This is a genomic window from Mycobacterium sp. URHB0021, from assembly GCF_054057895.1.
Genome location: NZ_JBSRZT010000002.1, coordinates 7,391,327 through 7,416,395 on the forward strand (window position 1 = coordinate 7,391,327; position 25,069 = coordinate 7,416,395).

The window sequence follows — 25,069 nt, forward strand, 5'->3', positions numbered from 1 at the left end:
CCGGTGACCTACTGTTGAACCGTGTCCGAATCCGGCGACATTGTGGAGGAGCAACAGCTCGCCGGAGAGGCCTCCGCCGAGGCGGCCGTCATGGACATGTCCAGTGAGACCGTCACCATCCCGCCGCCCCCGCCGCCCGATCTGACGGCTGCGGCTTTCTTCGATGTCGACAACACCTTGGTGCACGGCTCGTCGCTGGTGCACTTCGCCCGCGGTCTGGCTGCCCGCAAATTCTTCACCTACGGCGATCTGGGCCGATTCATCTATGCCCAGGCCAAGTTTCAGCTGACCGGCCGGGAGAACAGCGACGACGTGGCGGCCGGCCGGCGCAAGGCGCTGGCCTTCATCGAGGGCCGATCGACGGCCGAGCTGATGGCGGTGGGCGAAGAGATCTACGACGAGATCATCGCGGACAAAATCTGGCCGGGCACACGCGCGCTGGCGCAGATGCACCTCGACGCCGGCCAGCAGGTGTGGCTGGTCACCGCGACGCCCTATGAGTTGGCCGCCACGATCGCCAAGCGGCTGGGGCTGACCGGAGCGCTCGGCACCGTGGCCGAGTCGATCGACGGGGTGTTCACCGGCCGGCTGGTCGGCGACATCCTGCACGGGACCGGCAAGGCCCATGCGGTCCGTTCGCTGGCCATCCGCGAGGGGTTGAACCTGCGTCGCTGCACCGCATACTCCGACAGCTTCAACGATGTCCCGATGTTGTCTCTGGTCGGCACCGCCGTGGCCATCAACCCCGACTCCGATCTGCGCGATGTGGCCCGCGAGCGCGGGTGGGAGATTCGGGATTTCCGGACGGCCCGCAAGGCCGCCCGCATCGGGGTGCCCTCGGCGCTGGCACTGGGCGCCATCGGCGGCGCGCTGGCCGCCGTCGTCTCGCGCCGAGACAATTAGGGCTCGAGCGCGCTGATAGGCTCGGCGCCGCCGACACGCGACCGAAAGACTCGTTCAGAATGAGCATCGCCCAGGACATCATCGGGACCCACTACCGGTATCCCGACTACTTCGAGGTCAACCGGGAGAAGATTCGCGAGTTCGCGCGGGCCGTCAAGGACGATCACCCGGCGCACTACAGCGAGGAAGCCGCCAAAGAGTACGGTTACGACGCGCTGGTGGCGTCCCTGACCTTTCTGGCGGTGGCGGCCCGTCGCGTGCAGCTGGAGATCTTCGAGCACTTCGACGTGCCGGTCAACATGGAGCGGGTGCTGCACCGCGATCAGAAGCTGGTCTATCACCGGCCGATCCTGGCGGGCGACAAACTGTACTTCGACTCGTACCTGGATTCGGTGATCGAGTCACACGGCGCCATCCTCACCGAGATCCGCGGCGAGGTGACCGACGCCGACGGCAAGCCGGTGATCACCAGCATCGTCACCCTGCTCGGTGAGGCCGAGACACCGGAAGAGGCCGACGCGGTCACGGCGCAGATCGCCGCCGCGCGCGATGCGGCGATCGCGAAAATGGTTGCTGGGCAAAGGTCGAACCCGAGCTGATCCTCAGCCGAAGAAGGTGTTCCGCCTGTTGGCCAAGAGTTGATACAGCGTCTGCTGGATGGTCTCGCGGACCTGGTCGGTCAGCTCGAAGGTGACCATCGGGTCCTCGGCGGCGGCCTCGTCGTGCTCCACGGTCGAGATCGGTTCCCCGAATTGGATGTGCCACTTCGACGGCAGCGGCACCAACCCCACGGGTCCAGCCAGCGGGAAGAGCGGGGTGATCGGGAAGTACGGCAGGCCGAGGAGTCGCGCCAGCAGCTTCAGGTCGGCGACCATCGGATAGATCTCCTCCGAGCCGACGATCGAGCACGGAACAATCGGGGCGTGGGTCCGGATGGCAGCCGAGACGAATCCACCCCGACCGAAGCGCTGCAACTTGTAGCGGTCCTGGAAGTGCTTGCCCAGCCCCTTGTAGCCCTCGGGGAAGACCGCGGTGAGTTCGCCGGCGGCCAGCAGTCGGTGCGCGTCGGCGGTGCACGCCATGGTGTGGCCGGCCTTGCGCGCGGCCTGGCCGATCATCGGCATGTCGAACACCATGTCCGCCGCCAGCAGTCGCAGGTCGCGATGTGCGGGATGCTTGTCGTGCACGGCCACCGAGGTCATCAACCCGTCGAACGGCAACACACCCGCATGGTTGGCGACGATCAGTGCCGCCCCGGACTCGGGCAGATTTTCAATCCCGCTGACCTCAACCCGGAACCAGGACTTGAAAAGCGCTCGCAGCAAAGGCCAAAAAGATAGCGTCGTTGAGATGCTGGTCGAACCCGAACTCGTCGACGGTGTAATCGCCCATCATCCGCTTGCGGGTGAACTCCGCGATCGCGGCGATTCGCTTCGCCGCTTCCGACGGGCCCTCGTCGATCGTCGGCGCACCCGATACCGCGCCGCGATGCTGATCGATCTCGCGGACCACGGCGGCGATCTGTTCGGCCGAAGCCCGGCCGCCGGTGTCGGTCATGAGCGACGGATGCCGACGCGAACTTTCGCTGCGCTGCGCGGCCGTCCGCCGCTGAGCCGCACCGCGGCTCGAATTAGAATGCAGCGGAATTACTTTCGCTTTCGGCTCCCCAGCCACTACCTTCACCCCACCCGATTCGTCAGTTTTCTAACGTCCCCAGCGTTGGGCCGCCGACACCGCGCGACTCTCCATTGAGCGTACCCATCGTGGATCGATGATCGGAGTCAATCCACGGCCACGGACGTAATCGTCAAAGGCTTCCGCAGTTGTCCACTTTGGGCTATAGCCTAGGTCGTTTCGCATTCGCGAGGTGTCCATGACCCGGCCATAACTCAAGTAGTCGAGTTGCTCGCGATCGAGTTCAGTGTAGCGAGTGGCGCGCCTCAGCGAATCGACAGCCCACAGCGCCGATCGCGGCACCGGCAGGGGCAGCCGGCCCGACCGTCGGATCGCCTGACTCATCATGATGATTCCGGGGGCGCCGATGTTGTACGTGCCCGCCCTGCCCGACATCGTGGCGCGCTCCAGTGCGCCCAGCGCGTCCTGCTCGTGCAACAGCTGCAGGCGGGCGTCGTGCCCGACGACGGTGGGCACCACCGGACCGGCCAGGTATCGCGACAACGCGGTGTCCATCGCGGGCCCGATCATGTTGGCCAGCCGCAGGATGGTGACGGCGATGTCGGGCCTGCGCCTCCCCAGGCCACGCGCGTAACCCTCGATGTCGATGCTGTCGCGGGCGAAGCCCTCACCCGGTGGCCGCCGGGCGCTGCTGTCCTCGGTGAACATCACGGGATCCCGCGCGCTCGAGCCGTACACCTCGGAGGTGGACTTGAGGACGACGCGGCGCACCGTCGTGGCCTTCTGACACGCCGCGAACAACTGGATGGCGCCCATCACGTTGAACTCCTTGAGCGCCGCGCGGCCGCCCGAGCGGGGGGCATAGGACGCCGCGGCGGCATGCACCACGGTGTCGACATCGCCGTTGCGGATCACCTTGGCGATGAAAGGGTTCCGGATGTCGGCCCGGACGAATTCGGCACGACCCATCCGGCGCAGCAGATCCTTGCTCGGGGCGATCGCGTCGACGGCGATGACGTGATTGATCAGAGGATTCTGCGCCAGCCGTGCGGTCAGGTAACCGCCGAGGAACCGGCACGCACCGGTGACCAGAACCACCTTCGGATAGTGCACGGTGTCATCGTTCGACAGACCCCCGGAATCCATCGCGTCATCCTAGCGGCGCGGCGTGGAAACTACTTGCCGAGTTTTCTGCGCTGCACCCGAGTGCGACGAAGCAGCTTGCGGTGCTTCTTCTTCGACATGCGCTTACGCCGCTTCTTGATGACAGAACCCATTTACTCCGCTACCTAAGTCTTTCCAAGCCGATTTCGGCTGCCACGTGGCACCGACCCGGCTACCTTACCTGGGTCGGCTGGGTTAACGAAAAACGCGTGAGGCGCCTGACGTGCTAGCCCGCATCGAAGTACGAGCTCTCCAACATGTCGTGAACGGCCTTGGCGTGCACCCGGAACGAGCGGCCGACACGGACGGCAGGCAGCTCGCCGTTGTGCACCAGCCGGTACACCGTCATCTTGCTGACCCGCATCAGGCTCGCCACCTCGGCGACGGTGAGGAATTGAGCGCGTGGCGGTTGTCCGTCGCCGGCACCGCCTGCGCCGGCGTCTCGCGCCGCCTTCCCACTAGCCGAGTCTCGCGCCGATGGCCCGTTCATAGACGTCATCGCAACCCAATCCATCAGGCATGGGCAGTTCCAGCGGCTTCCCCACCGCTGGCACCGACCCATGCATACACGAGGAGAATAGCGTGGCCAATGGGGTTACTGCGACGGGTGTGGGGTAATTCTTTGCAAATTCATTAATTACCCTGATGTGATTCCTAGCTGCTCAGAGCGCTTTTTTGCCGCTTCGACGGCGTTCGCCACGGCTGCCCGCAAACCGCCCCGCTCGAGTTCGCGCAGACCAGCGGCGGTGGTGCCGCCGGGCGAGGTAACCGTGGCCCGCAGCTGGGCCGCGGTGGTGTCGATCGCCGTGCCCATCGCGACGTCTCCGGCAGGCTGAGCTTCGTCGAGGCGCTCCAGCAACATCGCGGCCGATCCGGCCATGGTTTGCACGACCAGATCGGTGGCCACCGAGCGCGACAGCCCCGCCGCGACGCCGGCGTCGACGAGGGCCTCGACAAGCAGGAAGAAGTACGCAGGTCCGGAGCCCGATACCGCGGTGACGGCGTCGAGCTGCGACTCGGGCACGGTCAGCACGCCGCCGACCGCGTCGAAGATCGCCGAAACCTCCTTGAGGTGTTCTGCAGTGGCGAAGCGGCCGCTGGACAGCGCGCTGACCCCGCCGCCGACAACGACCGGCGCGTTGGGCATCACCCGAATGACCGGGGCGCCCGCGGGCAGCTTGTTCTCGTAGTAGGCGGTGTTGACGCCCGCCGCGACTGTCACGAAAACCTGTTCGGCGGCGTCGCTCTCGGCCTTGGCGGCGGCGTCGGCGATACCGCTGACGATCGCCTCCACGTCGGCAGGCTTGACCGCGACGATGATGTACGTCGCGCTGTCGACCGCGTCCGCCACTGTGGTCACCAGAACCGAGTACTTGTCGGACAGGTACTTCGCGCGGGCGGGATCCTTCTCCGCGACCACCATGTCCTTGACGTGCCGCCCGGCGCGCAGCAGCCCCGACAGCAGTGCCTCGCCGATACTTCCACCGCCGACGATCGCGATTCTGGCCATGCGGGAAAGCATTGCACGCGAGCGTTACTGCGCGGCGGGCACCATCGCGAGTCGACGGCTGTGCACGACGATGGGGCCATGTCGTGGTGTCCGGACCTGCTTCAGCGCAGCAGATGTGCCCGGGCGAACTGCAGCGACTCGGCCAGCAGCGCTTCGCGCTCACCGGCATTGCGCACACCCGACGTGGTCACCTCGAGGATCACGTGGCCGGCGAAGTCCCCTGCGGCCAGCATCTCGCATACCTCGACGGTGGGCTGGGTACCGCGGCCCGGGACCAGGTGTTCGTCGGCGGAGGCGCCGCTGCCGTCGCACAGGTGCAGGTGCACGAGGCCATCCGGACCGTCAATGCCCATTCGGTGGGCCATGTCGAGCGCGTCGGTACCTGCGGTCGCGGTGTGCGACAGGTCCAGCGTGTAATGGGCGTGTTTGCCGTCCAGCGGGTCATAGGACGGCGCGAACGCCGAGATGCCCGGTCCGGGCTTACCGCCGCGCTTACGCATGCGCTCGATCGACGTCTGGCCCGCGCCGAAGAACCGGTCGGCCCGGAACGGGAACATGTTCTCCACCGCCACCATCACGTCGCTCGCCGCCTCGAGTTCGGCGACCTGTTCGGAGAACCCTTCGGCGTAGCGGCGCTGCCAGCGGAACGGTGGATGCACGACGACCGTCTGGGCGCCGAGTTGTTCGGCGGCGCGCACGCTGCGGTCGAGTTTGGTGATCGGATTGGCGCCCCACACCCGCTGCGAGATCAGCAGACATGGCGCGTGCACGGAGAGCACCGGCATCTGATACCGCTCCGCGAGCCGCTCGACGGCATCGATGTCCTGGCTGACCGTTTCGGCCCACACCATCAGCTCGACCCCGTCGTAGCCCAGCCGGGCCGCGTACTCGAAGGCAGCCTCGGTCCTCAACGGGTATACCGAGGCCGTCGAAAGACCGACCTTGATGGCGGGGCGCACGGTGAATGCGTGCCTAGCCCGACTGCAGCAGCGCCAGCGGGCCCAAGGTGACCAGCGCCCCGACCGCCACCGCGATCAGCGTGCTGCCGATGTCCTCGGTCTTGCGCACCACCCGAACGCCGACCACGAGGCCAAGGATCACCAGCACGGACAGCACCAGCGCGACGATGTTGTTCCACTTCCACAGCTGATCGAAAGCCACGAACAGGCCGGCGCCGAAGCCCACGGCGATCACGCACTGCACCACGACCCAGGTACCGCGCACGAACGACGACATCGCCGAGCGTGGTTCGGCCACGTCGGTCTCGTCCTCGTCAAGGTCGAGATCCTCGGGGCGGGGTGGGGCACCGCGGCGGGCGATGTCGTCGGCGACGGTCTGACCCCCGAACAGCGGGCCCTGGGTGGAGCGCAGGTACGACCGCGGCGGCTCATCGCCGTCGGTCTTGAGCGCGGCCTCGGTGTCGATGTCCTCGATATCCGGCGCCTCGTCGATGTCGAGCGGGGTCTCGTCCAGGTCCCCGTCGTCGACGGGATCCGGGCTCATCTGCTCCGCATCCGAGCCCGCGGGCGCCACGAAGCTCCGCGCCGCGCGGCCGAACTGCGGTCGGCGGGGCGGCGGGGCGAAGAAGTCGAGCGGGTCGGGGTCGGCTTCGCGCTGTTCGATGTGGGCCGCGTAATCGGCGACGGCGTCGGCGTAGTCGTCGTCATGCTCGTCGGCGGGCTCATCGGCCTCGTCGGCCGGCTCATCGGCCTCGTCGGCGTCGCGGGCGGCGGTGTCGGCATCCCGGTGGGCGGAATCGGTGCTCTCGGCGTCTTCGGCGGCGTCCGCCTCTTCGGCCTCTTCGGCGTCTTCGGCGCCGCCGTCGAGGTCGACGGGGGACCCGGGCTTCTCCTGCGCATCGACGTCGTCGGCGGGCTCGGCATTCTCGACGACGCCGTTGGCCGCCACGTGCGCGTCCAACTGCTCGTCGGTGACGGCGCTATGGATGTCGGTCTCGGCCTCGCGGGTGGGCGCGACATCGTGAGCCGTGACGATGGGGATCTCGCCGGTCAGCTCGGCCACGGTGACGGAATCGGTGTTCCCGCGGCGCCGGCGGCGCCGACCGCCGGCGGGCGGTGCGCCGATCGTTCCGTTCTTGGCCAGCAGTTCGGCGACCGAGATGGGTCGCGTGTTGCTGTGGTCTTCTGGTCCTGTCATCGTGTGTTGCCTCTGGGCCTCGCTACCTCACGTCGAGCGTTGCGCACCGACATGTCCACCGAGGCTGGCTTGCGGGCGTCGCCGGCGCCGCCGACGAAGCCGCTCCCGTCAGCTTCGCTGTCGAGTTTCCGCAGAATAAGCCCTTCTCGCAATGCCCAAGGGCAAATATCCACGCTCTCGACCGCGAGAGCCTTCATGCTCGCCTCAGCTACCAAGGCTCCAGCCACTATCTGTGGCGCCCGCTCGGCACTCACTCCTTCCAACTCGGCACGGTCAGCCGCGGTCATCCTAGAGATGAAAGCTATGAGCTGCCGGAGCCCGGTGGCTGTCAGCGTCCGTTTCACCCGCGGTCCCGCGCCGGATGGTGCGGCGCCGGTGAGCCGGGCCAGCGAGCGGAACGTCTTCGATGTCGCCACCGTGAGGTCGGGGTTGCCGTCCTTGAGCATCTCGGCGCCGGCGTCGGCCAGCTCGGTGGCCAGCCAGTCGCGCAGCATGGCGACGCGACGCCGCCCCGGCGGGTCGTCGGGTAGCCACTCACGGGTCAGCCGTCCGGCGCCGAATGGTAACGAGAGCGCCACCTCCGGTTCCTCGTCCACGCCGTTGGACAGTTCCAACGAGCCGCCGCCGATGTCGATGTTGATGATCCGGCCCGCGCTCCAGCCGTACCAGCGGCGCACCGCCAGGAACGTCAGCCGCGACTCGTCGACTCCGCTGAGCACCCGCAGCGCGACACCTGTCTCGGCGTGCACACGCGCGAGCACGTCGTCGGAATTGGTGGCGTCGCGCACCGCGGAGGTGGCGAACGCCATCACCTCGGCACAGCCCGAACTGGTGGCGATCTTGGCGAACTCGTCGAGCGTGCTGATGAGTTTGTCGGCGCCCCTGCGGGTCAGCTTGCCCGAGTTGTCGATGGACTCGGCGAGCCGCAACGACGCCTTGGTCGAGCTCATCGGCGTCGGGTGCCCGCCGCGGCGGGCATCGACAACCAACAGGTGGACGGTATTGCTGCCCACGTCGAGCACGCCTAATCGCACTCTCCCAACTTAATGGGTCTACCGTGGAAAACCGTGAGCGGATCGCATCCCGGAGAAGTTGAACTCGACTTCGCCCGTGAGTGGGTGGAGTTCTATGACCCTGACAATCCCGAGCATTTGATCGCCGCGGACCTGACGTGGCTGCTGTCGCGGTGGACGTGCGTGTTCGGCACGCCTGCCTGTCAGGGCACGGTCAAGGGCCGGCCCGACGACGGCTGCTGTTCGCACGGAGCGTTCCTGTCCGACGACGACGACCGCGCCCGCCTCGACGATGCCGTCAAGCAGTTGACCGACCAGGACTGGCAGTTCCGTGACAAGGGCCTGGCTAAAAAGGGCTATCTCGAGATGGACGAATACGACGGCAAGCCCAACCTTCGAACCCGAAAATACAAGGGCGCCTGCATCTTTCTGAACCGACCCGGGTTCCCCGGCGGCATCGGCTGCGCATTGCACAGCAAGGCGCTGAAGCTTGGCGTCGAGCCGCTGACCATGAAGCCTGATGTGTGCTGGCAGCTACCCATTCGCCGGACCCAGGAGTGGGTGACCCGGCCGGACGGCTCCGAGATCCTCAAGACCTGGATCACCGAATACGACCGGCGCGGCTGGGGCGAAGGCGGAGAAGACCTGCACTGGTACTGCACGGGCGATCCCGCCGCGCACGTCGGCAGCAAGCAGGTATGGCAGTCCTACGCTCCCGAACTCACCGAATTGCTCGGCGAGAAGGCGTATTCCGAGCTTGCCGCAATGTGTAAGCGCCGCAGCGCGCTGGGCCTGGTGGCTGTGCACCCCGCGACCCGTGCGGCCGAATGAGCGAGTCGCTCTTCCTGTTTCGTCTGGTGCCACCGCGCGCCGACTTCGCTCAGACCATGACGCACGAAGAGCGCCACGCCATGACGCTGCACACGGGCTACTGGCAGGAGTTGCTCACGGCGGGGCGAGTCGTGGTCTACGGGCCGGTCGCCGACCCAGAAGGAATGTGGGGGCTGGGCATCCTTCGCGTCGCCGGGCGCGCCGATGCGCTGGCCATCGGCGAGCGGGACCCGTCAGTCACCGCCGGGATCAACACGTTCGAGGTGCTGGAGATCCCCGGCGGCCGCACCGGCTGATCGCCGGAGAAACGTCAGCCCTCGAGCTTGTACCCGAGGCCGCGCACCGTCACCAGATGCACCGGGTTCGCCGGATCGGTCTCGATCTTCGACCGCAGCCGTTTGACGTGCACGTCGAGCGTCTTGGTGTCGCCGACGTAGTCCGCACCCCACACCCGGTCGATGAGCTGCCCACGGGTGAGCACCCGGCCGCTGTTGCGCATCAGGTACTCGAGTAGGTCGAACTCCTTGAGCGGCAACGTGATCTGCTCGCCGTTGACGCTGACGACGTGACGCTCCACATCCATCCGGACCGGGCCCGACTCCAGCACCCCGTCGCCGATGCCCGGGTCCTCGCTGTCGCTGCCACGGCGCAGCACGGCACGGATGCGCGCGATGAGCTCACGCGCCGAGTAGGGCTTGGTGACATAGTCGTCGGCACCGAGTTCCAGCCCGACCACTTTGTCGATCTCGCTGTCTCGGGCAGTCACCATGATGACGGGAACGCTTGACCGCGAACGCAACTGCTTGCAGACGTCCGTCCCGCTCATTCCGGGCAGCATGAGGTCCAACAGCACGATGTCGGCACCGGCCCGCTCGAATTCGGCCAGCGCCGACGGCCCGTCGGCCACCACGGTGGCCTCGAAGCCCTCCTTGCGAAGCAGAAAGGCCAGGGGATCAGCCAAGGACTCCTCGTCCTCCACGATCAACACACTGGTCATTGTCTCGCTAGTCCTCTCGCTCGGCTTGCATTTCAGGGTCATCGTCACCATAGGGGTAGGCCGGAATCGACAGGGTGAACGTCGATCCCGTTCCCGGCTGACTCCACAGCCGGATCGAACCGTTGTGATTGGCGGCGACGTGCTTGACGATCGCCAGACCCAGCCCGGTGCCGCCAGTGGCCCGCGACCGCGCCTTGTCCACGCGGAAGAACCGCTCGAACACCCGCTCCTGATCGGCGCGGGCGATGCCGATTCCGCGGTCGGTGACCGCGATCTCGACGTTGTTGCCCCGGCGACGACGGCTGATCGACACCGGAGATCCATTGGGCGAGTAGGCGATTGCGTTGGATACCAGGTTGGCAATCGCGGTCGCCAACAGCGACTGGTCACCGTGTACGCGGTAGCCGGTCGGCGCATCGGTGGTGATCGCGATGTCGGCATTGTCGGCGGCCACCTTGTACCGCGACAACGCCTCGGCGACAACGGTGTCGACGTCGACGGCGTCCAGGTCGGGCAGCCGCTCGGCGCCCTGCAGCCTGGACAATTCGATCAGCTCGCCGACCATGTTGGCCAGTCGATGGGATTCGGCCAGCATCTTCTCGGCGAACCGGCGCACATTGGCGGGGTCGTCGGCCGACGCCAGCAGCGCCTCGGCCAGCACCCCCATCGCCCCTACCGGTGTCTTCAGCTCGTGGCTGACGTTGGCCACGAAGTCGCGGCGGGTGGCCTCCATCCGCGCGTGCTCGGACTGATCGTCGACGTACACGACCGCGAACCGGCGGTCGTCGTCGGTCAGCAGCCGGACATGTCCGCGCACCGACAGGCCCGAGCGGCCGGGATTGGCACGCTTGCGCGGTGACAGGTCGACCTCGCCGTCCTCGCCCGAGGCCAGCGTGCGCTCGGCGGCCAGCCAGGCGCGGTCGTCGAGCAGCCGGTCACGCACCAGGCCGAGTTCGCGGGCCCGCTCGTTGGTGTAGACGACGTCACGGTAGGTGTCGACCACGACGATCCCCACCGGCGAGTGCGAGACGATGTGGTCGAGCATCTGCGAAACGGTCATGCCGGCCTGCTCGGCGGCCCTGCGGCGCTTTCGCTCCAGGATGCGCGGAGCGAGTCCGGCGCCGACACCGACGCCGATCACCGCCGCCGACAGCGCCACCACTGCCACCAGAAGCAGCGCCGATACCACACTCACGCGAAAATCGTACGCACCCGGTGAACGTCATCCCAGCAGCGTGCGGCCAAAACGGGCCATGTCACACAGCGCAGCGGAGGAGTTCGGTTCCTGTTTACCTGCGTTCACCCGCTGTTTGCCGTCCGGAACCCCGGAAACGCGCTACTTCTGGCCCTGCGCCGCCACCGCCGCCGCACCGGCCGCGGCGGCCTCCGGGTCCAGGTATGCGCCACCGATCATCTTCGGCTTGAGGTTCTCGTCCAGGTCATAGCGGAGCGGGATGCCGGTCGGGATGTTCAGACCGACCACGTCGTCGTCAGACATGCCGTCGAGGTACTTCACGAGCGCGCGCAACGAGTTGCCGTGCGCGGCGATCAGCACGGTCTTACCGGCCCTTAGGTCGGGCTCGATGGACCCGGTGTAATACGGCACGAAGCGCTCCACCACATCCTTGAGGCATTCGGTGCGCGGCGGGCCGCCCGCGATGTCGGCGTAGCGCGGATCGCCGTGCTCGCTGTACTTGCTGCCCGGCTCGATCGGCGGCGGTGGCGTGTCGTAACTGCGCCGCCACGCCATGAACTGCTCTTCGCCGTACTTGTCCTTCGTCTCGGCCTTGTTGAGCCCCTGCAGGGCGCCGTAGTGGCGCTCGTTGAGTCGCCAGTCGCGGTGCACCGGGATCCAATGCCGGCCGGCCTTGTCCAAGGCCACATTCGCGGTCGTGATCGCACGCCGCAGCAGCGAGGTGTACAGCACGTCGGGCTGGCGGTCCTGCTCGGCGATGAGCTCACCGGCGCGGAGCGCTTCGGCGCGTCCCTTGTCGGTGAGGTCGACGTCCACCCAGCCGGTGAACAGGTTCAATGCGTTCCACTCGCTCTCACCGTGGCGCAACAGGATCAAGGTCGGCTCAGCCATGGCGGAATCCTCTCATGTGGCGCTCGAGTCGTCTCTAGTCGTCTCGGACCTTCCCGCCATCCCAACCGTCATCGATCAGGTGCGCGAACGCCTGCAGGTTCTTCAGCGACTCTCCGCGCGATACCCGCCATTCCCATTCCTTCTGGATCGATGAGCGAAAACCCAACTCCAGCAAGGTGTTGAAGTCCGAGTCGACGGCCTCGAGCACCTGACCCAGCACCGCGTCGATCTCGTCGGCGCTGACCGATGTCAACGCCATCCGGCCCACCAGATAGATGTCGCCGACGTTGTCGAGGGTGTAGGCGACGCCGTAGAGCCTGCGGTTGCGCTTGAGCAGAAACCGGTAGACACCTTCGTGGTTCTCGTCGGGCTTACGGCAGACGAACGCCTCCACGCGCACCGAGTGCTCTCCGATGGTCAGGATCGTGTTGGTCTTGAGCCTGCGCTCGCCGGGCAACTCGACGACCAGCCCGGGCAGCCCGCCGCGCGCGCCTTCGTGACGGGTGTAGACGAGATCGTGCTCCGTGAGTGTGTCCTCGATGAGCTGCTGGACGGGATGGGCTTCTGTCACGCCCGCACGCCTCGCCGCATCGAGAAACGGCGGCCGGTACGTCGCGCGGTGGCGTCGCGGCGCGGATGACGCGCGGTGTAGTCGGCGATCGCCCGCCCGTAGCTGTCCAGCAGCGCGTCCACGGTGTGCGCCCAGGAGAACGTGGCCGCATGCTCGACGGCCGCGGCACCCATGGTCTCGGGTCCTCGCTCCAGCAGCGCGTGGATCGCCTTCGCCCAGTCGTCCACGTCGTGGCCGTCGACCAGGCTTCCGGTGACGCCGTCGCGCACGGCGACCGGCAGCCCGCCGACCGATGCGGCCACCACCGGCGTACCGCAGGCCTGCGCCTCGACCGCGACGAGCCCGAACGACTCCGAATAGCTCGGCACCGCCACCAGATCGGCCGCACGGTAGACGTGCACCAGCTGATCGCGGGACTGCGGCGGCAGGAACGTCACCCGGTCGCTCATACCCAGTTCGCCGGCGAGCCGAACCAGGCCGTCGGGCGCGGCCAGCCCGCTGCCGGATGGTCCGCCGGCGATCAGTACGCGGACGTCGGGCAGCTTCGCCGCGGCCCGCAGCAGCACGTCGGGCGCCTTGAGCGGCTGGATGCGCCCGACGAACGCGAGCACCTGTTCGTCGGCGTCGAGTCCCAGCGCAGCGCGGGCGGCGCGCTTGTCCCCTGGCGTGAACATCTCCAGATCCACGCCGGGGTGTACCACGTCGATACGTGCCGGGTCGGCATGGTGCAACGAAACTAGTTGGTGCGCTTCGTGTTCGGTGTTGACGATCAACCGGTCGGCCTCGTCGACCACCTGCTGCTCCCCGACCGCGCGCAACGGCGGCTCGGGGGCATCGCCGTCGGCCAGCGCGGCGTTTTTGACGGCGGCCAGCGTGTGGGCGGTGTGTACCAGCGGCACTGCCCACCGGTCGGAGGCCAGCCAGCCGACCTGACCGGACAGCCAGTAGTGCGAGTGCACGATGTCGTAGTACCCGGGCTCGTGGGTGGCCTCCGCGCGCAGCACGCCCGCGGTGAACGCGCACAACTGGGTCGGCAGGTCGTATTTGTCGAGGCCCTCGAACGGGCCGGCCACGACGTTGCGCACCAGCACGCCGGGCGCGACGTTGACCACCGGCTGATCGGCCGAGGAGGTGGCCCTGGTGAAGATCTCCACCTCGACACCGCGCCGCGCCATCTGCAGCGCGGTCTGCAAGACGTAGACATTCATGCCGCCGGCGTCGCCGGTGCCGGGCTGGGCGAGCGGGGAGGTGTGCACCGAGAGCACGGCTACCCGTTTCAGATCCGTGGCTAGGCGCACGTAGACATGTCTACACCTGACCGGACAGGGTCGACTTGTCAGGCGGTCGCTTCGGGGCGACGGCTCGCCGAGCGGCGCATCGCGCCGATCGGGTCGGCATACAGGCCGCCCAGGGATACGACACCCGCGCCCGCCTCCTGCACGCGGTTACCGAATGCCGTCATCCGGATGTCGCGGGACGGCAGCACCGACCGCTCGGCGAATGCGGCCTCGACGAGGTTCATGCCCTCCGGATACTCCGTGAACGCCTGTCCCCCGACCACCAGGTCATCGGGGTTGAGCATGTCGCGCAGCAGGGCAACGGCCTCGCCGAGCACCCGCGCCCGCTCGGCCAGCAGCGTCTGCGCCTGCTGGTTGCCGTTGCGGGCCGCCTTCAGCACGGCCGTCACCGTCGATGCCGGACCTCCGGCCGGGATCACCCGGGCCTTGCGGGCGGCGACGAGCACGGCCTCGTCGCTGACCGTCGACTCCAGCTGGCCGCTGCCGCCGAGGAGGTCCGACTGCGCGGGCAGCGCGGCGATGGTGCCCGGCCCGCTGGCCGGCGAGTGCACCCGGCCGCCGATCGACAGCGCGTAGCCGACGGTCTCGCGGGCGTAGACGTAGAGGCTGGTGGTGGCGGCCGTCGGCGGCCGGCGCACACCGAGCAGCAGCTCGGCCCCGGCCATCGCGTCGACGTGTGACGCCACCGAAACCGGCAGGCCAAGGGTTTCCGCCAGGACCGGGCCGACCGGGGCATCCGACCAGCCCAGGCGGGCGTGGTCGAGGTAGCCGGTGGTGCTGTCGACGACGCCACCGGCGGCCACCCCGACCCACAGCGGGCGGCGGCGATGCCACCGGCTCAGGTAGCGGCGCGCGCTGGCGGCCAGCGAGGCGAGCGCGGTGCCCTGATCCCCGCGCGGCGTCGGTGTCTCGACCACATCGAGTGTGCGGCCGAACAGGTCGGTGGCCACGATGCTGGTGGTGCGCGCACCGATGTGCACGCCGAGCGTCAGGTACGGCTCGTGGTTGACCTCGACCGGTACCCGCGGCCGTCCGATCGCACCGGAGACCGCCAGGTCGGCGCGCTCGCGCAGGATCCCCGCCTCCAGCAGCGCCGTCACCTGACGGTTGACCGTGGCGATGCTCAGCTGCGTGACCTGCGCGATGACATCGCGAGCGATCGGGCCGCGCAGCCGCGCGGCGCCGAATACCGACGCCGCGGCCGCGTCGGCGACCTTCAGCGACGGGGCGACGATGTGGTGACGAGCGAGCAGCGCGCGCTTGGCGTGGTCAGCGCTGCGGGTCGCCGTGATCGACGTCGCCGGCTGACGAAGAGCGGTGGTGGAGGAGGAAGTACGCACTGGCTTGTCCTTCGAGAAGTCGGGTGGGGGCTTCGGGCCACACCTGGCGACTCGTGCGGGACAGCGGAAGTGTCCGGGCTTCGGTCAGGCGCGGCGATGTGCGCCACAACAACACGCACAACGGAAGACCTGACAGCTCCGGGACATACGGAGAACTTAGCACGGCAACTAAAATCGGGCAGATGTCGACACCGTCAGGAACGAATCGCGTCGCAGTGGTCACCGGAGCAAGCGCAGGGATCGGCGAGGCGACCGCGAGAACCCTTGCCGCCCAAGGCTTCCATGTCGTCTGCGTGGCACGCCGGGAAGCACCGATCAAGCAGCTGGCGACCGATATCGGCGGTACCGCGATTGTGGCGGACGTCACATCCGACGAGGCGGTGGCGGCGCTGGCCGGCGCCCTGGACCGGGTCGATGTGCTGGTCAACAACGCCGGCGGCGCGCGCGGCCTGGAGCCCGTGCTGGAGGCGGACCTCGACAACTGGCGCTGGATGTGGGAGGCCAACGTGCTCGGCACGCTCCGCGTGACCCGCGCGCTGCTGCCCAAACTCATCGACTCCGGCGACGGGCTGATCGTCACGGTCACCTCGATTGCCGCGATGGAGATTTACGACAACGGCTCCGGCTACACCTCCGCCAAGCACGCCCAGGGCGCGCTGCACCGCACGCTGCGCGGCGAATTGCTGGGAAAACCCGTGCGGCTCACCGAGATTGCCCCGGGAATGGTCAAGACCGACTTCTCCCTGCGCAGGTTCGAGGGAGATCAGGAGCGAGCCGAGAAGGTCTATGCCGGCGTCACGCCGCTGGTGGCCGAGGACGTCGCCGAGGTGATCGGCTTCGTCGCGTCCCGACCGTCGCACGTCGACCTGGACACCATCGTGATCCGGCCGCGCGATCAGGCCAGCGCATCGCGCTACAACCGGAAGTAGCGCCTTAGCCGCCGGGCCGCTGGTTGACCGGCTGGGGCGCGTCGGTGGGCGTCACCGGGGCGGTGCTCGGAATCTGCGACGGCGGACTCTGCGGCGACAGCGCCGACATCGCCACCCACTCGTCCCACGGCACGGCCCAGTCCCAGATGTCGCCGTCGGCGTACGACAGCTCGATCGAGGTCCCGGTGACCTCGACGGGGTCACCGTAGATCGCGCTGTTGAAGTATTGCTGCGCGTCACCCGTCGACAGGTTGATGCAGCCGTTGGTCACGTTGGTGTTGCCCTGCGCTCCCGAGCTGGCCGGGTTGGCGTGGATGAACTCGCCGTTGTTGGAGATCCGCACCGCGAACCGCTCGTGGGCGTTGGTGTATCCCGCCGCCGGGTTGGACATGTAGAAGTCCTCGTACTTCTCGCTGACCACGTGGACGCCGCTGCGGGTGATGTTGCGCGGCAGGTCGGCCTCGCCGTAGCTGCAGGGGAAGTCCATGATCACGCCCTCGTCGGTGATCACCTGGATGCGGTGCGAGGACGCCTCGGCCTTGACCACCTGGCGGCGGCCGATCTCGATGTTCAGCGTGATGTCCTGGCCGCCGTAGGCGCCGTCGCCGAACTTCACCCCGTAGAGCTTCGCGTCGACGGAGACCTTGGTGCCCGCCGGGTAGTACTCCTTGGACCGGTAATGCACCCGGGAACCGCCGGCCTCGTCGGGCAGCCAGGCCCAGCCGCCCTCGACAGGAGGATCGGTGGTCACCTTGAGCGCCTTCTCCACCGCGGGCCGGTTGGCGTCGTCGATGGCCGCGTCGAACTGGAGTATGACCGGCACCGCGACCCCGACGACCTGGCCGTCGGCGAGCTGGAACTGGCCGTTGACCTGAGTATCGGGGTCGATGGTGGTGAACTTGCCCGCCACCGGCACGGCCTTGCCGTCATGGCCGACCACCGAGCCGCCCCAGGTGTAGGAGACGCCGTAGCCCAGCGGTTCGGTGGCCGTGAACGCGGTGCGGTCGCGGTTGAGCGCGCCCGCGACGACCTTGCCGTCGTCGGCGTTGGTCAGGGTGACCCGCTGGAACCAGCCGTTCTTCACCTCGACGCCGACGGGCGCCACGGGTGATACGTCCTTGGCGGCGTTGGCGGGCTTGTACGAGATGTCCGCGGCCGCCGGCGCTGCCTGCTCCTGCTCGGTGGGTTTGCTCGTCCTGCCGGCGCACGCGGCAAGGACACCGGGCGCGACGACACCGACCGCGAGTGCGGTCAGCGCTCGCCGTCGGCTGACCGACGGCACTGGCTTGGCTGGGCTCACGTGGACCCAGGGTACCTAGAAAGAGCAGCCAATCAGAATCGGCTCGGGTGTGAGTTCGATCCCGAATGCCGTCCGGACACCGTCCCGTACCGCCCTGGCCAGCGCGATCACGTCCGCAGTCCGGGCGTCGCCCCGGTTGGTCAGGGCCAGTGCGTGCTTGGTGGACAGCCGCACCGGAGCACCCTCACCGGGATAGCCTTTGGCGAACCCCGCCCGTTCGACCAGCCACCCGGCGGCCAGCTTCACCCCGTCCGGGGAAGGATAGTTCGGCACCGGTCCCCCGACGGTTTCGCTGAGCCGGTCGAATACCTCGGCAGGGACGACCGGGTTGGTGAAGAACGAGCCCACGCTCCAGGTGTCATGGTCGTCGGCATCGAGGACCATCCCCTTGCCCGCGCGCAACGACAACACCGCCTCGCGCACCCGGGTCAGGTCCGCGCTGTCGCCGGGTCGCGCGCCGAGTACACCGGCCAGCTCGCCGTAGCGCAGCGGCGCGCTACGGCCCTCCGAGTCGAGGGCGAACTCCACCTCGAGCACGACCGCATGCGGTGAATGCCTGAGAATACTTGTCCGATAACCGAATCGAAGTGCGTCGGGCGGCACCCAGCGAACCTCACCGCTGCGGCGGTCCAGCAGTCGCACCCGCCTGATGGTGTCGGCGACCTCGGCTCCGTAGGCCCCGACGTTCTGCACCGGCGTCGCCCCCGCCGAGCCGGGGATTCCGGACAGGCACTCGAGCCCGCCGAGCCCATGTGCCAGCGACGTCACGACGACGTCGTCCCATATCGCCCCGGCCTCTGCCCGCACGACGTTGTCCTCGACCGTGATCTCGGTGTTGGCGAGCAACACGACGGTCAGGTCGGTCATGTCGTCGGCCAGCACCACGTTGGATCCGCCTGCGAGGATCAACGCATCATCGGCCTCCCGCGAGCGGATCACGTCGATGACCTTCTCGGTGGTGTCGCAGGTGATCACGCGACGGGCAATCGGCCCGATCCGCAGCGTGGTCAGCGGCGAAAGCGGTACCGATTCGGCGACTTGGGGCTTCCCGGCATCCCCTGTCGACGAAGTGACCACGGCCCGTAACGGTAGCCTGGCCTGCTATGCCGCGTTCATTCGACATGGCCGCCGAGTACGAGGCCACCGTCGAACAGGTCCACCGGGCTTTCAGCGATGAGCAGTACTGGCTGGTGCGGTTGGCGGACTCGGGCGCCGACGACGCCACGCTGGATTCGATGGACATCGGCGAGGACGGGTCGATCGATGTGGTGACCACGCAGACGCTGCGCACGGACCGGTTGCCGGCCGTGGTGACGCAGTTTCATCGCGGCGATCTGAGCTTCGTGCGCGCGGAGACGTGGACGCCGGTGCGCGACGGGCAGGCCACCGCGGCCATCAAGGGCTCGATCACCGGCGCCCCCGCGACCTTGACCGGTACCGCGGCCCTGGCGCCGGCAACATCCCGGGCGGGCTCACGGCTGGAGTTCAAGGCGACCGTCGAGGTCAAGGTCCCCCTCGTCGGCGGGAAGATCGAGACCTTCGTCGGCAGCCAGCTGGTCGACCTGCTGATCGCCGAGCAACGCTTCACCACGGTGTGGATCACCGAAAACGCCTAACATTGTCTTCGATGTCCCGCCGACTGGAGTACGCGATCGCGTTCGATGCGCCGCCGGAGAAGATCTACCGGGACTTCACCAGCCGCGAGTACTGGCAAACGTTGATGGGAGCCTACCGGGCGCAGGGAGTCCCCCGTTCGGAGGTGACGTCGTTTCGCTCCGACGACCGCGGCACCGAGATCGTCTTCATCCACGTCGTGCCGCGCGAATACCTGCCGCCCATCGCCCGGTCCGTGATGCCGGTCGACATGGTGATCACCCGCACCCAGCGCTTCGACCCGTATGACCACGACCGGAACCGGGCACAGGGCGATTACACCGCGACGGTCACCGCCGGGCCAGGGCACTTCGGCGGCCGGTACGTCCTCACCGAGACCGATACCGGCAGCACGCTGCGGCTGGCCAGCGAATGCAAGGTGTGGATCCCGTTCGTCGGCGGCAAGCTGGAGACGCTGATCCTCGATGGCATGGTCGACGTGTTCAGGTCTGAGGAGGCGTTCACGGCCGATTGGATCGCCCGGCACCACTGACCGCCGCGGCATGCGCGGCGGAACAGCGTGACCGACCCCGGCCGCCATAAACTCAGCACATGGGCGCCCCCATCGGTCAGCTCACGCGCGGTACGACGGGCCACAACCGGCTGCGCCGCAGCGACCGTTGGCTGGTGCATTCGCGGCGGGTTCGCGCCGCCCTGCAGGCCGCCGCAGACCCGCTGGTGATCGACCTCGGCTACGGGGCGTTGCCGGTCACAACCCTGGAGCTGGCCGCGCGGCTGCGGGCGGTGCGCGCCGACATTCGGGTGATGGGTTTGGAAATCCACCCCGAACGTGTGGTGCCCGCCCGCGATGGGGTCGAATTCGGCCTCGGCGGCTTCGAATTGGCCGGCCGGCGGCCAGTTCTGGTGCGAGCGTTCAACGTGCTGCGCCAATACCCGGTCGAGGCGGTGGCCGGGGCCTGGTCGGCGATGCAGAAACAGCTGGCGCCCGGCGGGCTGATCGTCGATGGCACCTGCGACGAACTCGGCCGCCGGTGTTGCTGGGTACTACTGGACGCCGAGCGGCCGCGCAGCCTCACGCTGGCCTGCGACCCGTTCGCCATCGAACGTCCGTCCGACCTCGCCGAACGGCTGCCCAAGGTGCTGATCCACCACAACGTCACCGGCCGGCCGGTCAACACTCTGCTGACCGCCGCCGACCGGGCCTGGGCCAGTGTCGCGGGACACGGGGTGTTCGGTCCCCGGGTGCGCTGGCGGGCGATGCTCGAACGGATGCGCGACGAGGGTTACGCGGTCGAGCCGCCGCGCCGCCGGATGCGCGACGGTGTGCTCTCGGTGCCATGGGACACCGTGGCGCCGTCAGGCTGAGCGGCGCCGCACCACGACCACCGCAGCGGCCAGCACCGCGAGGAACACCGCTGCCGCGGCGCCGCCAAGCACGGGAATCGTGATGTCGTACGTCTCGTGTCGGTACACCACCCGCTGGAACGGTGCCCGAGAGCGGGGTCGCCTCCAACGGCCCCAGATGCACCTGGTCCAGTACGGCAGGGACCCCGGCGTGGCGGCGACGCCTTCCGGCGGTGAAGTACCCGGGCCGAACCTCCAGTCCCTGACCGTCTCCACCCGTGAAGCGGATAACTCCTGCAGTTCGTCGAAGAGTGTCTCACTCGCCGAGCCGACCTTCGCCGGCGTCGGCGTCGGCACGAGGGCGGCGTTGTCGGCCGTCGACTCGAGGTCCAACCGCATGACGACGGTCTCGGTGGTGCCGTCGGTCGTCCCCCGTGCCATCTCGTCGGCGACCCGGGTGGTGGCGTCATGGCTGAGCACGCCCCCACAGGCGCACGCCGTAGCGATTCCAGGAGCGCTCAGGCCCACCAGCCCTGACCCGGCAAACACCGCCGCGGCACCGAGCAACGACCATCAGCGAATCATGCGGCCTCCAAGGGGGCGCTCCGATCCAGCACAGACTAGCCCGGCGATTAAGCTGATGGGCATGCGTATCGCCCTGGCGCAGATCCTCAGCGGCACAGACCCTTCTGCCAACCTCGGCACGGTCGAGGACTACACCCGCCGCGCGGCCGACGCCGGCGCCGAGCTGGTGCTGTTCCCCGAGGCGACGATGTGCCGCTTCGGCGTGCGACTCGCGCCGATCGCCGAACCGCTGGACGGGCCGTGGGCATCGGGGGTGCGCGCCATCGCCGAGCGGTCGAACATCGTGGTGGTCGCCGGCATGTTCGTACCCGCCGACGACGGGCGAGTGACCAACACGCTCGTCGCGACCGGCCCGGGTGTCGAAGCGCACTACGACAAGATCCATCTCTACGACGCGTACGGCTTCGCCGAGTCGGACACCGTCGCCCCCGGCCGGGAGCCCGTGCTCATCGACGTCGGCGGGGTAAGCGTCGGCATCACACTCTGCTACGACATCCGCTTCCCCGAGCTGTACGTCGACCTCGCCGAGCGCGGCGCCGAGGTGATCACCGTGCACGCGTCCTGGGGAACCGGCCCGGGCAAGCTCGAACAGTGGACCTTGCTGGCGCGTGCCCGCGCGATCGACACCACCGGTGTGATCGCCGCCGTCGGCCAGGCCTATCCGGGTGAGGAGCTCGCCGCCGTCGGCCCGACCGGGGTAGGGGGCAGCCTGGTGGCCTCTGCGTTGGGCGAGGTGACTGCGTCGGCGGGAACCGACCCGCAGCTACTTGTCACCGACATCGACCTGGACGCGGCCCGGAAAGCCCGCGAAACGGTCGCCGTGTTGCGGAATCGCTCCGAGTTCATCCGCGTCGGTAAGGCACAATCGCTGGGGTGACCGATCCCTGGGCCCGGCCGGCCAATCAGGCCCCGCCCGCCCGACCGCAGCCACAGTTCCCGCACGGCCCGCCGCAGGGGCCACCCCAAGGCCCACTTCACGGTCCGCCCCAAGGCCCACCTCCGGGTTACGGCGGCCCGCCGCCGCAGCCGCCCGCCGGTCCGCCACCGGACGGCTCGTCGCGCGGGTCGAGACTGACCAGGCTGTTCAAGGATCCGCTGTCCATCGTGCTGGTCGTCGTGATTTTTCTGGCGCTGGTGGTGGCCGGAGTGCTCGGCGGCGAGCTCTACGCACGCCACCGTGCGGACAGCGTCGTCGCCAAGGCCACCCAATGCGTGGTGCAGGATGGGGTTTCGGCGTCCTTCGGTGTCATGCCGCCCTTCCTGGTACAGCACATGACGGGCCACTACACGAACATCAACATCACCACCGCAGGCAACCAGATCCGGCAAGCCAAGGGCATGAAAGTCGACCTGCACATCGAGGACGTCCGGCTGGAGGACACCGGCGACTCCAGCGGTTCGATCGGGTCATTGACCGCCGACATCACCTGGTCCGCCGACGGCATCAAGCAGACTCTCCAGGGCGCGATTCCCCTCGTCGGCAGTTTCGTCACCGGCGTCACGACCAACCCGAACGACGGCACCATCGAACTGCAGGGCGCGCTGGGCAGCATCACCGCCAAGCCGGCCGTCGTCGACAACGGGATTCAGCTTCAGGTCGTGAGCCTGACCGGTCTCGGTTTCACCTTGCCGCGCGAGACGGTGCAACCCGCGCTCGATGCGTTCACGTCGCAGCTGACGAAGAACTACCCGCTGGGCATCCATGCCGACAGTGTTCAGGTCACGGATAGCGGTGTGCAGAGCCGGTTTTCGACCCAGAACGCCTCGATCCCCAAGGGTGGCGACGATCCATGCTTCGCGGGGCTCTAGTCGAGCCCGTCGAGCACCGCCCGGGTACCCGACAGCCCCAGCCGGGTCGCTCCGGCGTCCAGCATCGCGATCGCGTCGGCCGCGGTGCGGATGCCTCCGCTGGCCTTGACCTGCACCCGCGGCGCCATGGTGGCCACCATCAGCTCCACGGCCTGTACGGACGCTCCCCCGCCGGGGTGAAAACCGGTGGAGGTCTTGACGAAATCGGCGCCGCCGGTATCGGCGGCACGGCACGCGTCCATCAACGTCTGCTCGCCACGGCGGCTCAGTAGCACCGCCGATTCGACGATCACCTTGAGGATGACGCCGTCGGGAACGGCGGCCCGCACCGCAGCGACATCGGCTCGCACCGCATCGAAATCGCCGAACAGCGCGGCGCCGACGTCGATGACCATGTCGACCTCGTCGGCCCCCGCGGCGACGGCGAGCCTGGCCTCCTCTGCCTTGATCGCCGAAAGATGCTTACCCGACGGGAATCCGACCACAGCGGCGATCGCCTGACCCAATGAGTGAGACCGCTTGGCAGCGGCCACCATCGACGGCGACACGCATATCGCGAACACGTCGAGTTCGGCGGCCTCGGAGGCCAACACCGCGATGTCGGCTTCGCCGGCCTCCGGCTTGAGCAAGGTGTGGTCCACCAGCGCCCGCGACATCCTTGCGGCTGTAGCGGCCCATCAGAACGGTTCTTCGGTGCCGCCCGGGTTACACCCGGCCGCCGCCATTGCGTCGCCGCCGACCTCGGGTCGCCAGGGTTCGAGGTTCCAGCTAGTCTTGCCCGGCTGCGCGAATTCGGCGTAATGCCAGTGGCACAGGAACTGGGCCTTCATCCCGGGGATGTCGGCGTCCGGCGACAGCCTCAGCACCTCGCCCCACGCCTCGTCGGCCTGGGCGTTGGTACCGAGCGCACCGGCCGCCGCCCGTCCGGAGACGGTCGGGTACACGCGCAGGCTCGACAGATCACCCCACTTCGCCCACGCGACATGGTCGACGAACGGCGGCCCCGCCGGGAAGGGGTCGGCCGATGCGGCCGGGGCGAACACGGTGAATACCAGGGGCAGGGACATCGCCGCCATGGTCGCGGCGGCGACGAAACGGGCGTCGGCCATCTGTGTCTATCGGGACTTTCCTTGGATCTCCAGGATCTTGGGCCTGACGTCGACGAGGTAGACGCCGGTGGCCACCGCCGCGATCGCCACGCCGGTGATGCCCAGGACGAATGACAGCAGGAGTCCGGCGCCGAGGATCACCAGCCAGACCGGCTTGGTCAGCTTCTCGGCTGCGGTGTACGCATCCGGCCGCTGCAACGCCGCATGCACGAGTGCGTAGACGGTCACCACCCAGACAGCGACCTGCAATACGAAGAGGACGTAACCCACGAGGCCTTGAAGCTGCACGGCTCAAGCCTAGGCGGGTTACGCCCCCTTGGTCGACTCCGGGTATTGGACCCGGCTATCGAACGACTACTTCTTACTTCTGGGTGACCTTCGTGGCGGCGGCCTTCTTGGCCGGAGCCTTCTTGGCCGGGGCCTTCTTGGCCGGAGCCTTCTTGGCCGGGGCCTTCTTGGCCGCAGCCTTACCCGGCAGCTCGACACCGACCAGCTTGGCGGCGCGCTCGCCGACCGCACGGGTCTGCGTCGCGACGTTGCCCAGCGCCTCCTCGGTCAGCTCGCGATAGCTCTCCACCCGCTCACGGCCCTCCTCGAGCGCGGGGGTGTTGCGGATCCGCTCCAGCGCGGCCTCGCCACGCTCGATGAGCTTGTTGTAGGTGCTCTGCGCGGTTTCCGCATAGGTCTCGGCGAACTTGCGCAGCTCATCGCTGTTCAGCTTCTCCCGCAGGTCGCCGAACTGGCTGGGCAGTTCTTCCTGCAGCTTGTTCACGCGTGCGCGGGTCTCCCCGACGCGCGCCTCGGCGTCGGTGCGAGCGTCGCCTGCGCGCTCACGCAGCGTGGCAACGATCTCGTTGACCCGCTCGAGGGCGAG

Annotated in this window: 29 protein-coding genes and 2 pseudogenes; 10 read left to right on the forward strand and 21 right to left on the reverse strand. The window is 68.1% G+C overall.

The annotated features are described in order from the left end of the window. Nucleotides 1–21: 21 nt before the first annotated feature. Together ACVWWN_RS38315 and ACVWWN_RS38320 are read left to right on the forward strand one after the other, a co-directional pair. Nucleotides 22–903 (forward strand): HAD family hydrolase, encoded by an 882-nt coding sequence (locus ACVWWN_RS38315; RefSeq protein WP_457148525.1) that lies wholly within the window; start codon nucleotides 22–24, stop codon nucleotides 901–903. A 59-nt stretch (nucleotides 904–962) separates the two neighbouring features. Further along, nucleotides 963–1,502, forward strand: coding sequence for an FAS1-like dehydratase domain-containing protein (locus tag ACVWWN_RS38320; RefSeq protein WP_457148526.1), 540 nt, complete (start codon nucleotides 963–965; stop codon nucleotides 1,500–1,502). Nucleotides 1,503–1,505: 3 nt separating this feature from the next. Here the strand turns inward: ACVWWN_RS38320 and ACVWWN_RS38325 are convergent. The 8 genes and pseudogenes from ACVWWN_RS38325 to ACVWWN_RS38360 form a co-directional block, all read right to left on the reverse strand. Further along, a pseudogene (locus ACVWWN_RS38325) lies at nucleotides 1,506–2,577 on the reverse strand (lysophospholipid acyltransferase family protein). Between the two features lie 30 nt (nucleotides 2,578–2,607). After that, nucleotides 2,608–3,684: an SDR family oxidoreductase gene (locus ACVWWN_RS38330; protein WP_457148527.1), complete on the reverse strand. Its 1,077-nt coding sequence runs from the start codon at nucleotides 3,682–3,684 to the stop codon at nucleotides 2,608–2,610. Between the two features lie 29 nt (nucleotides 3,685–3,713). Further along, on the reverse strand, nucleotides 3,714–3,815 hold the full coding sequence (locus ACVWWN_RS38335; RefSeq protein WP_003402602.1) for a 30S ribosomal protein bS22: 102 nt from the start codon (nucleotides 3,813–3,815) through the stop codon (nucleotides 3,714–3,716). Between the two features lie 113 nt (nucleotides 3,816–3,928). Then, the gene (locus ACVWWN_RS38340; RefSeq protein WP_457148528.1) at nucleotides 3,929–4,201 is read right to left on the reverse strand and encodes a helix-turn-helix domain-containing protein; all 273 of its coding nucleotides are present in this window, start codon (nucleotides 4,199–4,201) and stop codon (nucleotides 3,929–3,931) included. Between the two features lie 138 nt (nucleotides 4,202–4,339). Continuing rightward, nucleotides 4,340–5,212 carry a pyrroline-5-carboxylate reductase gene (gene proC, locus ACVWWN_RS38345; protein ID WP_457148529.1) on the reverse strand — a complete coding sequence of 291 codons (873 nt, stop codon included), beginning with the start codon at nucleotides 5,210–5,212 and terminating at the stop codon, nucleotides 4,340–4,342. Between the two features lie 101 nt (nucleotides 5,213–5,313). After that, complete coding sequence (locus ACVWWN_RS38350) at nucleotides 5,314–6,171, reverse strand: sugar phosphate isomerase/epimerase family protein (protein WP_457148530.1); 858 nt, start codon at nucleotides 6,169–6,171, stop codon at nucleotides 5,314–5,316. A gap of 13 nt (nucleotides 6,172–6,184) precedes the next feature. Continuing rightward, nucleotides 6,185–7,369 carry a hypothetical protein gene (locus ACVWWN_RS38355; protein ID WP_457148531.1) on the reverse strand — a complete coding sequence of 395 codons (1,185 nt, stop codon included), beginning with the start codon at nucleotides 7,367–7,369 and terminating at the stop codon, nucleotides 6,185–6,187. Next, the gene (locus ACVWWN_RS38360) at nucleotides 7,366–8,403 is read right to left on the reverse strand and encodes a Ppx/GppA phosphatase family protein (RefSeq protein WP_457148532.1); all 1,038 of its coding nucleotides are present in this window, start codon (nucleotides 8,401–8,403) and stop codon (nucleotides 7,366–7,368) included. Before ACVWWN_RS38360 ends, ACVWWN_RS38355 begins: the two co-directional genes overlap by 4 nt. A 33-nt stretch (nucleotides 8,404–8,436) precedes the next feature. Here ACVWWN_RS38360 and ACVWWN_RS38365 point away from each other — a divergent pair, with 33 nt between their 5' ends. Both ACVWWN_RS38365 and ACVWWN_RS38370 read left to right on the forward strand, forming a co-directional pair. Continuing rightward, entirely contained in the window at nucleotides 8,437–9,213 is a 777-nt protein-coding gene (locus ACVWWN_RS38365) for a hypothetical protein (protein WP_457148533.1), read from the forward strand. Next, nucleotides 9,210–9,509 (forward strand): YciI family protein, encoded by a 300-nt coding sequence (locus ACVWWN_RS38370; protein WP_457148534.1) that lies wholly within the window; start codon nucleotides 9,210–9,212, stop codon nucleotides 9,507–9,509. Before ACVWWN_RS38365 ends, ACVWWN_RS38370 begins: the two co-directional genes overlap by 4 nt. A 14-nt stretch (nucleotides 9,510–9,523) precedes the next feature. Here ACVWWN_RS38370 and regX read toward each other — a convergent pair whose 3' ends face one another. The 6 genes from regX to ACVWWN_RS38400 all read right to left on the reverse strand — a co-directional run bounded on the left by regX (nucleotide 9,524) and on the right by ACVWWN_RS38400 (nucleotide 15,457). Further along, the gene (gene regX / locus ACVWWN_RS38375) at nucleotides 9,524–10,210 is read right to left on the reverse strand and encodes a two-component sensory transduction protein RegX (protein ID WP_457148535.1); all 687 of its coding nucleotides are present in this window, start codon (nucleotides 10,208–10,210) and stop codon (nucleotides 9,524–9,526) included. A gap of 7 nt (nucleotides 10,211–10,217) precedes the next feature. After that, the gene (locus ACVWWN_RS38380; protein ID WP_457148536.1) at nucleotides 10,218–11,405 is read right to left on the reverse strand and encodes a sensor histidine kinase; all 1,188 of its coding nucleotides are present in this window, start codon (nucleotides 11,403–11,405) and stop codon (nucleotides 10,218–10,220) included. A 141-nt stretch (nucleotides 11,406–11,546) separates the two neighbouring features. Then, a complete protein-coding gene (locus ACVWWN_RS38385) occupies nucleotides 11,547–12,296 on the reverse strand; it encodes a phosphoglyceromutase (RefSeq protein ID WP_457148537.1) in 750 nt (249 codons plus the stop codon). Nucleotides 12,297–12,330: 34 nt separating this feature from the next. Then, on the reverse strand, nucleotides 12,331–12,867 hold the full coding sequence (locus tag ACVWWN_RS38390; protein ID WP_457148538.1) for a YbjN domain-containing protein: 537 nt from the start codon (nucleotides 12,865–12,867) through the stop codon (nucleotides 12,331–12,333). Further along, nucleotides 12,864–14,165 carry a D-inositol-3-phosphate glycosyltransferase gene (mshA, locus tag ACVWWN_RS38395; protein WP_457148539.1) on the reverse strand — a complete coding sequence of 434 codons (1,302 nt, stop codon included), beginning with the start codon at nucleotides 14,163–14,165 and terminating at the stop codon, nucleotides 12,864–12,866. Before mshA ends, ACVWWN_RS38390 begins: the two co-directional genes overlap by 4 nt. A gap of 38 nt (nucleotides 14,166–14,203) precedes the next feature. Next, nucleotides 14,204–15,457: an ROK family protein gene (locus ACVWWN_RS38400; protein WP_457149439.1), complete on the reverse strand. Its 1,254-nt coding sequence runs from the start codon at nucleotides 15,455–15,457 to the stop codon at nucleotides 14,204–14,206. 230 nt (nucleotides 15,458–15,687) lie between these two features. Here ACVWWN_RS38400 and ACVWWN_RS38405 point away from each other — a divergent pair, with 230 nt between their 5' ends. After that, nucleotides 15,688–16,434, forward strand: a complete 747-nt coding sequence (locus ACVWWN_RS38405) for an SDR family oxidoreductase (RefSeq protein WP_457148540.1) — start codon at nucleotides 15,688–15,690, stop codon at nucleotides 16,432–16,434. A 4-nt stretch (nucleotides 16,435–16,438) separates the two neighbouring features. Here the strand turns inward: ACVWWN_RS38405 and ACVWWN_RS38410 are convergent, their stop codons facing one another. Together ACVWWN_RS38410 and ACVWWN_RS38415 are read right to left on the reverse strand one after the other, a co-directional pair. Next, complete coding sequence (locus ACVWWN_RS38410; protein ID WP_457148541.1) at nucleotides 16,439–17,734, reverse strand: L,D-transpeptidase; 1,296 nt, start codon at nucleotides 17,732–17,734, stop codon at nucleotides 16,439–16,441. A 15-nt stretch (nucleotides 17,735–17,749) separates the two neighbouring features. Beyond that, the gene (locus tag ACVWWN_RS38415; RefSeq protein WP_457148542.1) at nucleotides 17,750–18,811 is read right to left on the reverse strand and encodes a UDP-N-acetylmuramate dehydrogenase; all 1,062 of its coding nucleotides are present in this window, start codon (nucleotides 18,809–18,811) and stop codon (nucleotides 17,750–17,752) included. Between the two features lie 26 nt (nucleotides 18,812–18,837). Here ACVWWN_RS38415 and ACVWWN_RS38420 point away from each other — a divergent pair, with 26 nt between their 5' ends. Genes ACVWWN_RS38420 through ACVWWN_RS38430 form a run of 3 tightly spaced genes read left to right on the forward strand, consistent with a single transcriptional unit; the run spans nucleotide 18,838 to nucleotide 20,713 of the window. Beyond that, nucleotides 18,838–19,350, forward strand: a complete 513-nt coding sequence (locus tag ACVWWN_RS38420; protein WP_457148543.1) for a DUF2505 domain-containing protein — start codon at nucleotides 18,838–18,840, stop codon at nucleotides 19,348–19,350. Between the two features lie 11 nt (nucleotides 19,351–19,361). Beyond that, complete coding sequence (locus tag ACVWWN_RS38425) at nucleotides 19,362–19,880, forward strand: DUF2505 domain-containing protein (protein ID WP_457148544.1); 519 nt, start codon at nucleotides 19,362–19,364, stop codon at nucleotides 19,878–19,880. A 59-nt stretch (nucleotides 19,881–19,939) separates the two neighbouring features. After that, nucleotides 19,940–20,713, forward strand: a complete 774-nt coding sequence (locus ACVWWN_RS38430) for a class I SAM-dependent methyltransferase (RefSeq protein WP_457148545.1) — start codon at nucleotides 19,940–19,942, stop codon at nucleotides 20,711–20,713. On the opposite strand, the gene ACVWWN_RS38435 is transcribed toward ACVWWN_RS38430, so the two are convergent. Then, nucleotides 20,705–21,241 (reverse strand): DUF2330 domain-containing protein, encoded by a 537-nt coding sequence (locus ACVWWN_RS38435; protein WP_457148546.1) that lies wholly within the window; start codon nucleotides 21,239–21,241, stop codon nucleotides 20,705–20,707. The genes ACVWWN_RS38430 and ACVWWN_RS38435 overlap by 9 nt on opposite strands. A gap of 97 nt (nucleotides 21,242–21,338) precedes the next feature. On the opposite strand from ACVWWN_RS38435, the gene ACVWWN_RS38440 reads away from it, so the two are divergent. Together ACVWWN_RS38440 and ACVWWN_RS38445 are read left to right on the forward strand one after the other, a co-directional pair. Continuing rightward, on the forward strand, nucleotides 21,339–22,154 hold the full coding sequence (locus ACVWWN_RS38440) for a carbon-nitrogen hydrolase family protein (RefSeq protein ID WP_457148547.1): 816 nt from the start codon (nucleotides 21,339–21,341) through the stop codon (nucleotides 22,152–22,154). After that, complete coding sequence (locus tag ACVWWN_RS38445; RefSeq protein WP_457148548.1) at nucleotides 22,151–23,086, forward strand: LmeA family phospholipid-binding protein; 936 nt, start codon at nucleotides 22,151–22,153, stop codon at nucleotides 23,084–23,086. The genes ACVWWN_RS38440 and ACVWWN_RS38445 overlap by 4 nt, the downstream gene beginning before the upstream one ends. On the opposite strand, the gene deoC is transcribed toward ACVWWN_RS38445, so the two are convergent. The 4 genes and pseudogenes from deoC to ACVWWN_RS38465 form a co-directional block, all read right to left on the reverse strand. Further along, complete coding sequence (deoC, locus tag ACVWWN_RS38450; protein WP_457148549.1) at nucleotides 23,083–23,742, reverse strand: deoxyribose-phosphate aldolase; 660 nt, start codon at nucleotides 23,740–23,742, stop codon at nucleotides 23,083–23,085. The genes ACVWWN_RS38445 and deoC overlap by 4 nt on opposite strands. 21 nt (nucleotides 23,743–23,763) lie before the next feature. Beyond that, on the reverse strand, nucleotides 23,764–24,195 hold the full coding sequence (locus ACVWWN_RS38455) for a DUF2599 domain-containing protein (RefSeq protein ID WP_457148550.1): 432 nt from the start codon (nucleotides 24,193–24,195) through the stop codon (nucleotides 23,764–23,766). Between the two features lie 6 nt (nucleotides 24,196–24,201). After that, a complete protein-coding gene (locus tag ACVWWN_RS38460; RefSeq protein ID WP_457148551.1) occupies nucleotides 24,202–24,483 on the reverse strand; it encodes a DUF2516 family protein in 282 nt (93 codons plus the stop codon). Nucleotides 24,484–24,583: 100 nt separating this feature from the next. Next, nucleotides 24,584–24,676 (reverse strand): annotated as a pseudogene (locus ACVWWN_RS38465) (hypothetical protein); the annotation flags it as partial. Nucleotides 24,677–25,069 lie beyond the last annotated feature (393 nt).